This is a genomic window from Sphingomonas sp. GC_Shp_5, assembly GCF_026540855.1.
GTDB lineage: Bacteria > Pseudomonadota > Alphaproteobacteria > Sphingomonadales > Sphingomonadaceae > Sphingomonas.
The window spans coordinates 60,023-73,770 of sequence record NZ_JALNUP010000004.1 but is presented as its reverse complement, the minus strand read 5'-3'; the positions used below and the strand labels follow the sequence as shown (position 1 = coordinate 73,770).

Annotated in this window: 13 protein-coding genes; 4 read left to right on the top strand and 9 right to left on the bottom strand. The window is 69.6% G+C overall.

Annotated features, from left to right (window positions below; translation table 11 throughout):
* The first annotated feature begins 102 nt into the window (after window positions 1–102).
* Window positions 103–333 carry a hypothetical protein gene (locus OXR60_RS04595; protein WP_267394522.1) on the top strand — a complete coding sequence of 77 codons (231 nt, stop codon included), beginning with the start codon at window positions 103–105 and terminating at the stop codon, window positions 331–333.
* Window positions 334–478: 145 nt separating this feature from the next.
* Here the strand turns inward: OXR60_RS04595 and OXR60_RS04590 are convergent, their stop codons facing one another.
* The 4 genes from OXR60_RS04590 to OXR60_RS04575 all read right to left on the bottom strand — a co-directional run bounded on the left by OXR60_RS04590 (window position 479) and on the right by OXR60_RS04575 (window position 5,190).
* Window positions 479–2,002 carry a DHA2 family efflux MFS transporter permease subunit gene (locus OXR60_RS04590; RefSeq protein ID WP_267394521.1) on the bottom strand — a complete coding sequence of 508 codons (1,524 nt, stop codon included), beginning with the start codon at window positions 2,000–2,002 and terminating at the stop codon, window positions 479–481.
* A 100-nt stretch (window positions 2,003–2,102) separates the two neighbouring features.
* Window positions 2,103–3,320, bottom strand: coding sequence for an efflux RND transporter periplasmic adaptor subunit (locus tag OXR60_RS04585; RefSeq protein WP_267394519.1), 1,218 nt, complete (start codon window positions 3,318–3,320; stop codon window positions 2,103–2,105).
* Window positions 3,320–4,714 (bottom strand): efflux transporter outer membrane subunit, encoded by a 1,395-nt coding sequence (locus OXR60_RS04580; protein WP_267394518.1) that lies wholly within the window; start codon window positions 4,712–4,714, stop codon window positions 3,320–3,322. The genes OXR60_RS04585 and OXR60_RS04580 overlap by 1 nt, the downstream gene beginning before the upstream one ends.
* Window positions 4,711–5,190: a MarR family winged helix-turn-helix transcriptional regulator gene (locus OXR60_RS04575; protein ID WP_267394516.1), complete on the bottom strand. Its 480-nt coding sequence runs from the start codon at window positions 5,188–5,190 to the stop codon at window positions 4,711–4,713. The genes OXR60_RS04580 and OXR60_RS04575 overlap by 4 nt, the downstream gene beginning before the upstream one ends.
* Before the next feature lie 161 nt (window positions 5,191–5,351).
* Here OXR60_RS04575 and OXR60_RS04570 point away from each other — a divergent pair, with 161 nt between their 5' ends.
* Both OXR60_RS04570 and OXR60_RS04565 read left to right on the top strand, forming a co-directional pair.
* Window positions 5,352–7,838 (top strand): DegT/DnrJ/EryC1/StrS family aminotransferase, encoded by a 2,487-nt coding sequence (locus OXR60_RS04570; RefSeq protein ID WP_267394514.1) that lies wholly within the window; start codon window positions 5,352–5,354, stop codon window positions 7,836–7,838.
* Entirely contained in the window at window positions 7,835–8,878 is a 1,044-nt protein-coding gene (locus tag OXR60_RS04565) for a glycosyltransferase family A protein (RefSeq protein ID WP_267394513.1), read from the top strand. The genes OXR60_RS04570 and OXR60_RS04565 overlap by 4 nt, the downstream gene beginning before the upstream one ends.
* Window positions 8,879–9,019: 141 nt before the next feature.
* Here the strand turns inward: OXR60_RS04565 and OXR60_RS04560 are convergent, their stop codons facing one another.
* Both OXR60_RS04560 and OXR60_RS04555 read right to left on the bottom strand, forming a co-directional pair.
* Entirely contained in the window at window positions 9,020–9,310 is a 291-nt protein-coding gene (locus OXR60_RS04560; RefSeq protein WP_267394511.1) for a GIY-YIG nuclease family protein, read from the bottom strand.
* A gap of 226 nt (window positions 9,311–9,536) precedes the next feature.
* Window positions 9,537–10,250 (bottom strand): murein L,D-transpeptidase catalytic domain family protein, encoded by a 714-nt coding sequence (locus OXR60_RS04555; RefSeq protein ID WP_267394509.1) that lies wholly within the window; start codon window positions 10,248–10,250, stop codon window positions 9,537–9,539.
* A 207-nt stretch (window positions 10,251–10,457) separates the two neighbouring features.
* Here OXR60_RS04555 and OXR60_RS04550 point away from each other — a divergent pair, with 207 nt between their 5' ends.
* Window positions 10,458–11,066, top strand: a complete 609-nt coding sequence (locus OXR60_RS04550) for a L,D-transpeptidase family protein (RefSeq protein WP_267394507.1) — start codon at window positions 10,458–10,460, stop codon at window positions 11,064–11,066.
* A 109-nt stretch (window positions 11,067–11,175) separates the two neighbouring features.
* On the opposite strand, the gene mmsB is transcribed toward OXR60_RS04550, so the two are convergent.
* From mmsB to OXR60_RS04535, 3 genes are read right to left on the bottom strand one after another with little or no spacing between them, the layout of a single operon-like run.
* On the bottom strand, window positions 11,176–12,048 hold the full coding sequence (gene mmsB / locus OXR60_RS04545; protein WP_267394505.1) for a 3-hydroxyisobutyrate dehydrogenase: 873 nt from the start codon (window positions 12,046–12,048) through the stop codon (window positions 11,176–11,178).
* A gap of 13 nt (window positions 12,049–12,061) precedes the next feature.
* Entirely contained in the window at window positions 12,062–13,216 is a 1,155-nt protein-coding gene (locus tag OXR60_RS04540) for an acyl-CoA dehydrogenase family protein (RefSeq protein WP_267394503.1), read from the bottom strand.
* Between the two features lie 8 nt (window positions 13,217–13,224).
* Window positions 13,225–13,734: a hypothetical protein gene (locus OXR60_RS04535; RefSeq protein ID WP_267394501.1), complete on the bottom strand. Its 510-nt coding sequence runs from the start codon at window positions 13,732–13,734 to the stop codon at window positions 13,225–13,227.
* Between the last annotated feature and the right edge of the window lie 14 nt (window positions 13,735–13,748).

Sequence of the window (13,748 nt, the reverse complement as noted above, 5' to 3'; positions counted from 1 at the left end):
ACGCGGCGGCGACAAGGACACACTTCGTCACGGGCGGGCCAATGGTGCGACATCACGGGTGCTTAGATGATGAGGGCAAGACCATCCCCGAGGAGATGACCCATGATTCGCATTGCCCTGACCGCCGCCGCGCTGCTGACCACCGCCCCCGCCCTCGCCGCGCCGAGCGACGCCAAGGTCGCCGCCGGCTGCACCAAGCAGCAGGTGCATATGCCCGCCGGCAAGATCGGCAGCCACGCGCCCGTCTATTTCTGCAAGACCAAGGCGCAGACGATCGCCGCCAACGACAAGCTTCGCCCCACCCCGCTAGCCGCTGTCACTGCGCGCGACTGACTTCTCGTTCCGCGCCCTGCCTCTTCCCCCCCGGGGCCGGCGCGGAACGGGATACCGCCAGTAACGTTTTGTAACACAGGTGAGGGTCGTCGTCCGCCTTTGACCGAGGACGGCGGCCCTCACTTGCTGGCCGATGCGAACAACCTCAATCCGCCGCCACATGCCCGCTGATCGCTCCTGGCCGGCGGGTGAACCAGACGATGATCGTCAGCCCGACGCACAGCCAGGCCGACAGCCTGAACAGATCGGTGGAAGCGAGCAGATAGGCCTGCTGGACCATCTGCCGCGTCACCGCACCCGCCGCCTGGGTGGAAGTCATGCCCAGCTTCTGCAGCGACTGGAACGCCATCTGCAGCGGCATGCCCTGGCCGATCGTCTCGGCGAGCCGGCTCTGGTGCAGCGCCTCGCGCCGGTCCCACGCCGTGGTGATGATCGAGGCGGCGAACGAGCCGGCGACGATGCGCGCGAAGTTGGACAGGCCGGTCGCCGAGGGCAGTTGCTGGGGCGGGATCTTGTCCAGCGAGATGGTCAGCATCGACAGGAAGAAGATGCTCATCGCCACGCCCTGGACGGCGAGCGGCAGCATGAAATCATAGGCGCTGGCGCTCGGCGTATATCCTGAGCGCATCCAATAGGAGAGGCCGAAGGCGAGGAACGAGATCGTCGCCAGGATGCGCGCGTCGACCTTGCCCGACAGGCGTGCCGCGAACGGCGACAGCACCACCGCGACCATCCCGCTTGGTGCCGCGATCAGCCCCGCCCAGGTCGCGGTATAGCCGACCTGGGTCTGCAGCCAGAGCGGCAGGATGAGGATGTTGGCGAAGAACACCGCATAGCCGAGGCAGAAGGCGATGTTGCCAATCGCGAAGTTGCGGCTCTTGAACAGCGACAGATCAACCGCGGGGTTGGCGTCGGTCAGTTCCCAGATCACCCAGGCAAGGAAGCCGATCACCGCGATCACCGCGAGCACGCAGATCGCCGGATCGTTGAACCAATCGGCATTCTTGCCGAGATCGAGCATGATCTGCAGCGCGCCGACCCAGGTGACGAGCAGGCCGAGGCCGACGGTGTCGATCGGCAGCTTGCGGGTCGGCGTCTCGCGGCTCTTGAGGCCGTTCCAGCACACCAAAGCGGTGAAAATGCCAAACGGCACGTTGATCAGGAAGATCCAGCTCCAGTGGTAATTGTCGGAGATGTAGCCACCGAGGATCGGGCCCATCACCGGGCCGACCAGCGTCGTCATCGACCAGACGCCAAGTGCGGTGGAGCGCTTGTCGGGCGGGAACACCGAGATCAGCAGCGCCTGGCTGCCGGGCATCATCGGGCCAGACACCGCACCCTGGAGAATGCGGAAGAAGATCAGCGATTGCAGGCTCCAGGCGATGCCGCACAGGAAGGAGGCGAGCGTGAACAGCGCCACCGCGGTGCAGAAAGTGCGGACCACGCCGAACCGGCCCATCAGCCAGCCGGTGAGCGGCACCGCGACTCCGTTCGCCACCGCGAAGGCGGTGATGATCCAAGTGCTGTTGTCGCTGGAGACGCCGAGATTGCCGGCGATGGTGGTCAGCGAGACGTTGGCGATGGTGGTGTCGAGCACCATCATGAAGGTGCCGAGCGCGAGCGCGAAGGCGACCAGGCCAAGCTTGCCGCCGGTGAGCGGGGCCTGCATGGGAGGAGCGGAGGCCATCAGGCGTCACCCGCGCGCTGCGCCGGCTGCGCTGGCTCGCCCCTCTCCGCCTGGGAGAGGCAGGGTGACATGGCCAGGCTCATCACCGGTTGGCCGCGATGATCTGGCGGATTTTGGCTTCGACGGCAGGATCGTTGCCGTCGGTGGCGCGGCCCTGATAGGCCTGGGTCGCGGGCTCGCCGAGCAGCGCGCCGGACACATTGGCGGTGTCCACCGTGACATCGACCGACAGACCGACCCGCAGCGGGCTGCGCTGCAGTTCGCGGACGTCGAGCGCGATGCGCACCGGCACGCGCTGAACGATCTTGATCCAATTCCCGCTGGCATTCTGCGGCGGCAGCAGCGCGAAGGCATTGCCCGATCCGGCGCCGACGCCGATCACCTTGCCGTGATAGACGACGTCGCCGCCATAGGTGTCCGAGGTGACGGTGGCGGGCTGGCCGATGCGCAGGTCCTTGAGCTGGGTCTCGCGGAAGTTGGCGTCGATCCACACCCGGTTGAGCGGCACCACCGCCATCAGCGGCGTGCCCGGCGCGACCTGCTGGCCGATCTGCACGGTGCGCTGGGCGACGACGCCATCGATCGGCGCGGCGATGTGCATGTGGCTGCGCACGATCGCGGCGCGGCGGTAGGCGGCGATCGCGGCGAGCACCGCGGGGTTGTTCGAGGTGCTGGTGCCCTGCACCGCGGAGCGCGACTGCGCCTGCTGGCTGATCGCGAGATTGAGGTTGGCGCGGGCGACCTTCACCGCATCGGCGGCATGGGCGAGTTCCTCGCCCGAGATCGCGCCCTGCGCCGCGGCGCCCTGGCGGCGGCCATAGTCCGCGACCGCGGCGCTGAGCGAGGCGCGCGCCTGGACCACCGAGGCGCCGCTCGCATTGACCTGCGAGAAATCGGCGCGGGTGGCGCGCACCGCCTTGGCGAGATCGGCCTCGGCGGCGGCGAGGTTGACGTCGGCGGTGGCGGCGTCGAGGTCGAGCAGCGGCTGCCCGGCCTTCACCGTCTGGGTATTATCGGCATGAATCGCGGTGATCTGCCCCGGATCGCGCGCGGTGATGGCGATGACGTCACCGGCGACATAGGCGTCGTCGGTCTCCTCCTCTGGCTTGGCGAGCAGGAAGTGGAACACCGCCCAGACGATCAGGCCGATGGCGACGATGACGCCGAGCACCAGCAGCCAGCGCTTGCGGCCCTTGGCATTGCCCTTGGCCGGCGGTGGGGGCGGCGGCGGTGGCGGCGGTGCTGGCTCGGCCGCGGGCTGGTTGTCCGAGGCCTGATCGGGAGCGCGATTGTCGGTCATCAGCGGGGTTCCTGGGGAGTGAAGCCGCCGCCGAGCGCCAGCACCAGCGCGACGCGCTGGCGGGCCGCGTCGGCGGCGAGGTTGGTCTGGGCGAGCTGGGCGTCGAGCAGGCGGATGTCGTTGTCGACCACGTCGAGCCGGCTCTCGAGCCCGCTGGAGATGCGGATCGCGTTCAATCGGTTGGTCTCGGCGAAGCCGCGGACGACGGCGGCGTTGCGGTCACGCTGGGCGGCGAGGTTCGACACCTGGGCGATCGCGTCGGCCGCCTCGCGCACCGCGCCGATCACGCGGTCGTTGTAATCGGCGGTGGCGAGATCGAGCGCCGCGGTGGCGCCGGCATAATCGGCCTTGAGCCGGCCATTGTCGAACAGCGGCAGGTGGATCGCCGGGCCTGCGCCGACCGTGCCGGCATCGAGGCTGAACAGATTGCCGATCCCCAGCGCCTGGAAGCCGCCCATCGCGGCGAGGTTGATGTTAGGATAGAAGGCCTGGCGGGCGACGCGGCGGCCGGCAACCGCGGCATCGATCCGCGCCTGCGCGGCGGCGATGTCCGGCCGGCGGGCGAGCAGATCGGCGGGAACCTGTGCCGGCAGCGGCAACGCGGCATCGAGCCGCATCGCGGTGGGCGCGAGCGCGGCGGCATAATCGGTACCGCGGCCGGCCAGCGCGGCGAGCGCGTTGGCGGCGATCGCGCGGGCACCGGTGGCGCGGACCAACTCGCCCTGCGCCTGTGCGAGCAAGGTCTGCGCGGCGGCGGCCTGGAGGTTGCTCGCGAGCTTGTTGCGGATCTGGATGTTGGTGAGGCGCAGCGAATTCTCGCGGGTGGCGATCGACTGGCGGGCGAGCGCGGCCTCATTTTCGGCGCGGGCGAGATCGATATAGGTCTGCACCACCGAGCCGGCGATGGCGAGCCGCGCCGCGGCGAGATCGAGCGCGGCGGCGCGGGTGGAGGCGCGCGCGCCCTCGATCGCCGCCTTCTGGCGGCCGAACAGATCGAGGTTCCAGTTGAGGTTGACCAGCCCCTGGCCGACGAACCGGGTGGTTCCCGCATAAGGCGGCGGGATGGTGTAGCGGCCCGACAGCCGGGCATATTGCTCGTTGGCGTCGAGCGCCACGTCCGGGCCGTTGTCCGCCCGGCGGCTGGAGAGCACCGCCTGGGCTTGGGCGATGCGCGCGAGCGCCGCCGCCAGCGTCGGGTTGCCCGCGGTGGCCTCGTCGACGATGCGATCGAGCTGCGGATCGGCGAAGCCTGCCCACCAGCGCTCGCCGATCGTCGGCGCGGCCTCGGCGGCAAGGCCGAGGCTCGACGGGGCGACCGGCGCGACCGCCGGCTGGGTGTGCGGGATGGCGCAGCCGGCGAGCAGCAGCGCGGGGGATAACTTGGCTAAGTTCACGCAAATGACCTATCGGTTGCGGCCTGCTGAAGGGTGCCGCGGAGGCGCTGGAGGAGGCGGATCAGCTGATTAACTTCTGTTTCTTCCCAGTCACTTAGCCAGCCGTTCCAAAGCTGGATGACGCGGCTGCGGCAGCGCTGGGCGATCGCGGTGCCGGCGGGCGTCAACGCCAGGTTGACGATGCGGCGATCGTCGGCGTCGCGATGGCGCGTCACCCAGCCGTTCGCCTCCAGCGCATCGACCAGCCGCGTCGTCGCGCCCTTGTCATAGACAATGTCGCGGGCGAGCTCGGCGCAGGTGTTGCCCTGACCGGTGCCGATCGACGACAGCGCCGACCATTGCAGATAGCTGATCCCCTCCGGCGCGAACACCGCCTCGAGATTGACCTGGGCGAGCTGGAACACGCGACGCGACAGATAGCCGATCGAATTATCCTGGCAGAATTCAGGCGTGGACGATTCGGAGTAGAAACCCATGTCGTTGCTTTGGCAACCATTGCCTCGGCAGTCAATAGTGTGACGCTATGTTGCTGGAACGGCGGGCAAACACGATTCGCAAAAGAGTGGTAAATCACGGGTAACGGCTTCTTAGGGGCACCTTCCTAGGAAAGGGGCGACCGCTACAGGACGCCCGCCCGATGAGATACCCGCTGATTGCCCCCCGGCCGCCGCGACTGAGCGAGCATGTCGACGGGCTGCGGCGTGTCGAGGCCTCGGGCGTGTTCAGCAACAACGGTCCAGAGGTGCGCGCGTTCGAGGCGGAGATCACCGCGACGATGTTCGGCGGCGAGGGCGCGAGCCTCGCGGTGTGCAACGCGACGCTGGGGCTGATGGTCGCGATCCGCCAGGCGGCGGGCATGCGGCCCAAGCCCGGAACGCTGGCGCTGATGCCGGCACTGACCTTTGCCGCCACCGCGCAGGCCGCCGACTGGGTGGGGCTCACCCCGCTGGTGTGCGACGTCGAGCCCGATGGCTGGACCGCCGACCCGAAGCAGGAAGAGGCGCTGCTGCGCCGCCATGGCGCGCGGATCGGCGTGATCGTGCCCTATGCGACCTTCGGCACCGCGATCGACCTCGAGCGCTATGCCTGGTTGGCGCGGCACCATGACGTCGGCGTGGTGATCGACGCCGCGGCGTCGCTCGGCACCATCGACGACGCCGGCCGCGGCTTCGGCACCGGCGCGCCGTTCGCGATCGTCTATTCGATGCATGCCACCAAGACCTTCGCGGTTGCCGAGGGCGGGCTGGTCTACAGCGGCGACGCGCGGCTGGTGGATCAGCTGCGCAGCATGATCAACTTCGGCTTCGAGGCCGGGCGCACCGCCACCCTGCCCGGGATCAACGCCAAATTGCCCGAGGTGATCGCGCTGATGGCGCGCGCCAAGCTCGGCGAGATCGATGCGGTATGCGACCACCGTGCCGCCATCGACACCGCCTATCGCGCCGCGCTCGACGGCTTCGGGTTGCAGCGCTCGACCGGGCGGCGGCAGGCGACGCAGTTCATGCCGATGCTGCTGCCCCCTGCCCTGGCGCCGCACCGCGCCGCGATCGCGGCAACGCTGGCGGCCGAGGGGATCGGCAGCGGCCAATATTTCAGCCCGCATCTCGGCGAGCAGCCCTATCTGCGCACCACCGCGCAGATCGAGCCAACCCCGGTGGCCGATGCGATCGGCGCGCGGATGCTGTCGCTGCCGATCACCGACGCGATGACCCCTGCCGACGCCGGCGTGATCGCCGGCCGGCTGGTGGCGGCGATCGAGCGGGTCGCCGATGCGCAGGCGCAGCGGGTGGGAGACAGGATGACGACGAGCGACCATGGCACGGTGGTGATCGGCGGCGGCCCGGCGGGCACCGCGATGCTGACCGCGGCGAGCAGGCAGGGCAAGCTCGCGCCGCTCGCCCGCGCCGGGCTGGCGATCGTCGAGCGCGGGCCGCGGCTCGGCGCCGGCCGGATCGGCGGCTATGCGATCACCTCCGACACCACCGCCGAGACCTTCCTCAGCGCGGTCAAGAACCATCCCGATCCGGCGCTGGCGGCGCTCGAGCATCACCCGGCGGGGCAACGGATGGCACGCTATATCGGCGCGCTCGGCGCGCCGCTGACCGAGGCGGCGCCGCTGCTCGACGCGACCGCCGACCGGCTGGCGGGGATCGTCACCGACCAGGGCGGCGCGGTGCTGACCGGGCATGAGGCGACCGGCGCGCAGCGCACCCCGGACGGCCGCTGGCGGACGACGCTGCGGACGCCCGATGGCGGCAGCCGCGTGCTCCTGTCCGACACGATCGTGGTCGCGACCGGCGGCCACCAGCCGCTCGCGGATATCGCCGACAAGACCGTGGCGGGCGCCCGGCTGGGTGATCTTGCCGGCGACCGGCTGATCGGATCGGACACGCTGCTGCGCCTCGGTGGCATCGAGGCAGTCCGCGATCGGCTGGCGGCACGGCCGGCACCGCGGGTGGCGATCATCGGCGCCTCGACCAGCGCGATCGCCGCGGCGGTGCTGCTGCTCAAGGCGAACCCGGCGTTCGCGTTCGGTGCCGGGGCGGTGACGCTGCTCCATCGCCAGCCGTTGAAGCCCTTCTACCCGACCCGCGAAGCCGCGCATGCCGACGGCTTTCACGATTTCGACGACGACGACATTTGTCCGGTGAGCGGCTTCGTGCTGCGCCTGGCCGGGTTGCGGCTCGAATCGCGCGAGCTGGTGCTGCGGATGCTGTCGCTCGGCGGGCGCACGCCTGATCCGCGGGTGGCGACCCACCGGATCGATCGCGACGACGATCTCGCGGCACGCGCGCTGATCGAGCGGGCCGATCTGGTGATCGGCGCGCTCGGCTATCGGCCGCTGTCGTTGCCGCTGTTCGCGAGCGACGGCACGCCGCTGGCGCTCGCCTGGGAAGCGGGGCGGCCGATGGTGGACAAGCATTGCCGGCTGCTCGACGCGCAGGACCGGCCCGTGCCCGGTGCCTATGGCATCGGCCTGTCGGCGGGGTTCGTGCCGTGGGGGCCGCTCGGCGGCGAGGCGAGCTTCACCGGCCAGGCCAACGGGCTGTGGCTGTGGCAGAATGACGTCGGCCAGATGATCGTCGACCAGTTGCTCGCGCGGGAGGCCCGCGCCGCGGCATGACCGATCCGATCGTCAGCGTCGTCATCCCGGCGTACAATGGGGCCGGGCTGATCGGCGAGACGCTGGACAGCCTGGGCCGGCAGACCCTCACCGATTTCGAGGCGATCGTGATCGACGATGGCTCGAGCGACGACACGCGCGCGCTGGTGCGCGCCTGGCCGGACCCGCGGGTGCGGCTGCTCGAACAGCCGGAGAATGGCGGCCCGGTAAAGGCGCGTAACCGCGGTGTCGCCGCGGCGCGCGGTCGCTATATCGCGGGGCTCGACCAGGACGATCTGTGCCGGCCCGAGCGGCTGGCGCGGCAGGTCGCCTATCTCGAGGCGCATCCCGATGTGGTGCTGCTCGGCACCCAGGCCGAGCAGCTCGCCGCCGGGCGCGTCTCGGCGATGGCGCATGCGCCGCACAGCACGCCGGCGCTGATCGCCTGGCTATTGTGGATCGAGAACCCGTTGGTGTGGTCGACCGTGACGGTGCGCGGCAGCGCGGCGCGAGCGTTGACGCCGTTCACCCGGCCGGAGGTTCTCTATGCCGAGGATTTCGATCTCTACCATCGCATCGCGACGTTCGGCGCGGTCGCCCGGCTCGACGCGCCGCTGCTGCTCTACCGCCAGCACGCCGGCGGCATCTCCAAGCGCTTCGTCGACAGCATGGAGACGAGCGCGACGCAGGTGCTCGCCGATCGCTATCGGCCCGTGCTGGGCGACGGTAGCGACGCGGCGGCGCGGCTGATGGTGCGGCACAATATGGCGCGCGAGCCGGTGCCCGACCGCGCGACGCTGATCCGCCTGGGCGCGGCGATCACGACGCTGCAGGCGGCGTTCGTCGCGGCCGAGCGGCCCGATGCCGAAAGCCTCAGGCTGATCCGCTGGGAAACCGCCCGCCGCTGGCGCGCGATCGGCCGCGCCGGCCTACGCTCGGGCACAATAAGCGTCGCCGACGTGCTCGCGGCGCGGCCAGCGCATCTGGGGCTGGGTTATGCGGGGATCGAGACCTTGCTGTGGAGCGGCGCGGTCGGCGCGGTGCGGCGCTGGCGGGGGTGAGGACGCCCGCCCGGGGGCTGGTGCTTGGCGGAAAGCGAGACGCTGCGGCGCGAGATCCCAGCTTTCGCTGGGATGACGGAGTGCCCCCACCCGTCACCTCAGTGAACGCCGGGGTCTTTCACGAGGGAGCATGACGTTGCATCACGCGATCTGGTCGTACAAATCCCGCCACCGGGGATTGCTCGCCTCGATCAGCGCGATCTTCCAGGCGCGTTGCCAGGCCTTGAGCATCTTCTCGCGGTGGATCGCATCGGCGATTGTCGCGTGCGGTTCGGCGAGCACCAGCGTCTTGATGCCGTAGCGACGGCAGAAGGCCGAGCCTCTGTCGCGGCGGTGCTGGTCGATCCGCGCGGCGAGATGGGCCGTGACGCCGGTGTAGAGCATGCCGCGCGGCTTGCTCGCCATGATGTAGGTCCAGCCGGCCGGTGCCATGCGGGGGAGGCTATGGACGGCGTTGGCGGATGCCAATCCCGTAGCAATGCTGGGTTGGGTGCGTGGCGGGCGAACGACACGCCCGCGGCACGAGATCCCAGCTTGCGCTGGGATGACGGTCCGCCCCCCAATCCGTCACCCCAGCGAAAGCTGGGGTCTTTGGCGGGGAGCGATACAGCTGGGGCACATTGTTACGGCATCCTCTGGGATGACGGGCCCAGCGGCGTCACACCTTGGCGGAGTAGATCATCCGGCCCGGGCCGAGCAGCGCGAACACCTTGTCGAGCTCGCCTTCGCCGACCGCGAAGCAGCCCTGGCTACGGCCGAGCATCCCGTGCGACTTGATCATATCGGCGTTGGCGTACCAGGCCGAGTGGACGACGATGGCGCGGGCGAGGGCGTTGTCGTTGGTGCGGTCGAGGCCGATCAGGCGCTGCGAGCGACCGTGCTTGCCGACATAGTAATCGGCGGTGACGAACGCGCCTTCGCAGCTGGCGTTGGAATTCTCGGCGTTGGAGAAGCGCTGCAGATAGCCGGTGTGCGACGGATCCGAGCCGCTGCCATGCGCGACCAGGAACGACTGGCTCTTGCCGTTGGCGAGATCAACGAGGTGGAAGCGCGCCTGGCCCGACGGCGCCGACATGTCGGCGATCGCGATCCGGTCACGACGGGTGATGCTGCCGGCGTGGCGATCGAGCGCGGCCATCGCCTGGCGCATCAGATCGGGGCGGACGACCTTGGGCGAGGTGATCGGACGCGCCGCGACGGCGATCGCGCGGGGTGCCGGCACCGGCGGTTCGCCGATCGGCCTCAGATCACGCTGCGTCAACTTGCGTGCGGCGGCAGACACGGTGCCCGGCACGGCCAACACGCCTGCCAGCAGCAGGCCGTTCTTCACAATCGCGCGCCGATCACGCGCCACATCACGCTCGTTCATCATCGAGTTAATCTAAGCCCCGGTCGTTTCCCGCGAGACTTTATATAGCATTTTCTACCTTAAATTTCCGCAACCTTATCCGCAGGTTGCCGCAGCGGTCCCTCCATTGGCCGCATTGCGGCCTCCGCCTGGCCGACTTGGGCGATGGCACCAACCCGGCCGCGGTGCGTTGGGCCGGCGAGTCTTCTGGGTTACGAAGGAACTGAAAAGATGAAGAAATTGCTTGCCGCTTGCGGCGCGGCGCTTTTCATCATCGCGCCGGCGAGCGTGCTCGCGGCGACGGCGGCCGGCAGCGGCGGCGGCGACTCCGGAGTCGCGCTGGCGGGCGAGGCCGCCACGCTCGGCCCCAACAAGTTCGTCTGGGCCGATGGCGCCTCGATGCAGCCGGTCAGCGTGGTGATCTCGATCGCCGACCAGAAGGCCTATGTCTATCGCGGCGAGAAGCTGATCGCGGCGTCGACCGTCTCCACCGGCAAGGATGGCAAGGAGACGCCGGTGGGCGTGTTCCCGATCCTCCAGAAGGAGGAGAGCCACAAGAGCAACCTGTACGATTCCGCGCCGATGCCGTTCATGCAGCGGCTGACCTGGGATGGCGTTGCCATCCATGCCGGCAACAACCCCGGTTTCCCCGCGAGCCACGGCTGCATCCGGGTGCCGACCGCGTTCGCCAAGAAGCTGTTCGCGGTGACCAGCGTCGGCAGCATGGTGGAGGTGACCGATCTTCCCGCCGGCGAGGGCTGGTCGCCGCCGGTGCCCTATGATTCGAGCACCGAGACCGCCAATGCCAATGGCGATCAGCTGACCGGCGCGGCGCAGTAAAGGTCGCGGACCCTGCGGGCGATGCCGTCACCCCAGCGGAAGCTGGGGTCTCCCGGAGGGTTTCCCTCGCGGCGCGAGATCCCAGCGTTCGCTGGGATGACGGGGGCAGCTAGAGCGTGCGGATGATGCCGGAGAAGTCGGTGCTCCCCTGCCCCGCGGCGACGAAGCGCTCGTAAAGTTCGGTCGCCTCGCTGGACAGCGCCACGGTGGCGCCGGCCTGCGCGGCGGCCTCCTTCGCGAGGCGCAGGTCCTTGAGCATCAGCGCCGCGGCGAACCCGCCCTGGTAGTCGCGGTCGGCGGGCGTCTCCGGGCCGACGCCGGGGACCGGGCAGTAAGTGGTCATCGACCAGCTCTGGCCCGAGCTCACCGAGGCGATGTCGTAGAAGCGCTGCGCGTCGAGCCCGAGCTTGTCGGCGAGCGCGAACGCCTCGCAGGTGGCGATCATGGTCGCGCCGAGGATCATGTTGTTGCACATCTTGGCGGCCTGACCGGCACCGCTCGCGCCGGCGTGGATCACCGCCTTGCCCATGGCGTCGAGAAACGGGCGCGCGCGCTCGAAGCCTGCGGCGCTGCCGCCGACCATGAAGGTGAGCGTGCCCGCCTGGGCGGCGGCGATCCCGCCCGAGACCGGCGCATCGACCGCGGCAAAGCCCCGCGTCGCGGCCTCTTCGCCGAGCGCGCGGGCGGTGGCGACGTCGATCGTCGAGCAATCGATCAGCACCGCCGAGGGCGCCGCGCCGGCGAAGATCGCGTCGGCATAGACGCCCGCGACATGGCTGCCGGCGGGGAGCATGGTGACGATCGCCTCGGCGCCCTCGATCGCCGCGGCGGCGCTGGCCGCGCGGAGGCAACCGGCCGCCTCAGCCTTGGCGAGCGCGGGCTCGCTGAGGTCGAAGGCGCGAACGTCATGGCCCTTGGCGGCAAGGTTGGCGGCCATGCCGCCACCCATGTTGCCGAGGCCGATAAAGGCGACGCGTGCCATAAGTCTCTCCTGATTACTGGCGGGTGAGGTCGCGGCCGACGATCATCCGCATTACCTGGTTGGTGCCCTCGAGGATCGAATGGACGCGCAGGTCGCGCCAGAAGCGCTCGATCGGATAATCCTGCAGATAGCCGTAGCCACCGTGCAACTGCAGCGCGCGATCGACCACGGCCGAGCCGGTGTCGGTGGCGAGGCGCTTGGCCATGGCAGCGAAGCGGGTCCGGTCGGGCGCGCCGGCGGTGACCTTGGCGGCGGCGATATAGAGCAGAGCGCGCGCGGCCTCGAGCTCGGTCGCCATGTCGGCGAGGGTGAATTGGGTGTTCTGGAAATCGGCGATCGGCTTGCCGAACTGCTGGCGATCCTTGGTGTAGCGGATCGCCTCGTCGAGGCAGCGCTGCGCGCCGCCGAGGCTGCAGGCGCCGATGTTGAGCCGGCCGCCGTCGAGCCCCATCATCGCGATGCGGAAGCCCTCGCCCTCGGCGCCGACCAGATTCTCGGCGGGCACGCGGACGTTGTCGAAGATGACCTGCGCGGTCGGCTGCGAATGCCAGCCGAGCTTCTTCTCCTGCGCGCCGAAGCTGACGCCGGGCATGCCCTTCTCGATCACCAGCGCGGAGATGCCCTTCGGCCCCTGCCCCTCTGGCGTATCTGGGCCGGTGCGGACCATGGCGACATAGACCTCATTCTCGCCGGCGCCCGAGATGAACTGCTTGGTGCCGGTGACGATATAGTCGTCGCCGTCGCGCACCGCGCGGGTCTTGAGCGCGGCAGCGTCCGAGCCCGAGCCCGGCTCGGTCAGGCAATAGCTCGCGAGGCGATCCATGGTGACGAGATCGGGCAGGTATTTGGCCTTAACGCTCGCCGAGCCGAACCGGTCGATCATCCAGCTCGCCATGTTGTGGATCGAGATAAAGGCGGAGGTCGACGGGCAGCCATAGGCCATCGCCTCCATGATCAGCGCCGCCTCGAGCCTGCCGAGCGCGATGCCGCCCGACTCCTCGGAGACGTAGATCGCGGCGAAACCGAGATCGGCGGCGGCCTTGATCGTCGGCCGCGGGAAGATGTGCTTCTCGTCCCATTCGCCGGCGTGGGGGGTGATCCGATCGGCGGTGAAGCGGCGCGCGAGCTCCTGGATCTCGCGCTGATCGTCGGTGAGGTCGAATTGCATGATGGTCCTCAGCTGGGGCAGCGCGAGTAGCGGAAGGATCCAGCCGGTTTGGCGACCTGGCGCTGGAGCGTCTTGCCCTCGTCGAGCAGGGTGAGCGTGGTCGCCTCGTTCCAGGTCTGGCCCTCGCCGCTGACCGGCAGGGTAAAGGTGAGCGTGGTGGCGGCGACCGCCTTGATCGCGGTCGCGGTGCCGCGAGATTCGTAGAAGGAGAGCTTGTCGCCGGCGATCGTCATCAGCCCCTTGGCGTCGGCGCGGCCGGGTTCGCAATCACTGTCGGTGAGGCCCCAGCGGCCCTGGAAGCCCGCAGGGATGCCGGCCACCGGGCTCGGCGACGGCGCCGCGACCGGCACCAGCGTATTCTGCTGGTCCTCCATCAGATCGTCGGGCTGCGACTGGGCCTGTGCCGCCGCGGGCTCGGACTGCGACGAGCCATTGCCCCCCGCAGCGCCACCACCGCCACAGGCGGCGAGCAGCAGGGCGGTGGCGATCGGCAGGGTCGCGGTCAGGTGGGTGCGCATGGAAGTCCTCATCC

What these genes read in the sequence shown, in the direction of transcription:
- OXR60_RS04570 (WP_267394514.1), top strand. Translation starts at nt 5,352, where the DNA reads ATGAGATACCCGCTGATTGCCCCCCGGCCGCCGCGACTGAGCGAGCAT.
- OXR60_RS04550 (WP_267394507.1), top strand. Translation starts at nt 10,458, where the DNA reads ATGAAGAAATTGCTTGCCGCTTGCGGCGCGGCGCTTTTCATCATCGCG.
- OXR60_RS04535 (WP_267394501.1), bottom strand. Translation starts at nt 13,734, where the DNA reads ATGCGCACCCACCTGACCGCGACCCTGCCGATCGCCACCGCCCTGCTG.
- mmsB (WP_267394505.1), bottom strand. Translation starts at nt 12,048, where the DNA reads ATGGCACGCGTCGCCTTTATCGGCCTCGGCAACATGGGTGGCGGCATG.
- OXR60_RS04575 (WP_267394516.1), bottom strand. Translation starts at nt 5,190, where the DNA reads ATGGGTTTCTACTCCGAATCGTCCACGCCTGAATTCTGCCAGGATAAT.
- OXR60_RS04555 (WP_267394509.1), bottom strand. Translation starts at nt 10,250, where the DNA reads ATGATGAACGAGCGTGATGTGGCGCGTGATCGGCGCGCGATTGTGAAG.
- OXR60_RS04565 (WP_267394513.1), top strand. Translation starts at nt 7,835, where the DNA reads ATGACCGATCCGATCGTCAGCGTCGTCATCCCGGCGTACAATGGGGCC.
- OXR60_RS04595 (WP_267394522.1), top strand. Translation starts at nt 103, where the DNA reads ATGATTCGCATTGCCCTGACCGCCGCCGCGCTGCTGACCACCGCCCCC.
- OXR60_RS04540 (WP_267394503.1), bottom strand. Translation starts at nt 13,216, where the DNA reads ATGCAATTCGACCTCACCGACGATCAGCGCGAGATCCAGGAGCTCGCG.
- OXR60_RS04560 (WP_267394511.1), bottom strand. Translation starts at nt 9,310, where the DNA reads ATGGCACCGGCCGGCTGGACCTACATCATGGCGAGCAAGCCGCGCGGC.
- OXR60_RS04590 (WP_267394521.1), bottom strand. Translation starts at nt 2,002, where the DNA reads ATGCAGGCCCCGCTCACCGGCGGCAAGCTTGGCCTGGTCGCCTTCGCG.
- OXR60_RS04585 (WP_267394519.1), bottom strand. Translation starts at nt 3,320, where the DNA reads ATGACCGACAATCGCGCTCCCGATCAGGCCTCGGACAACCAGCCCGCG.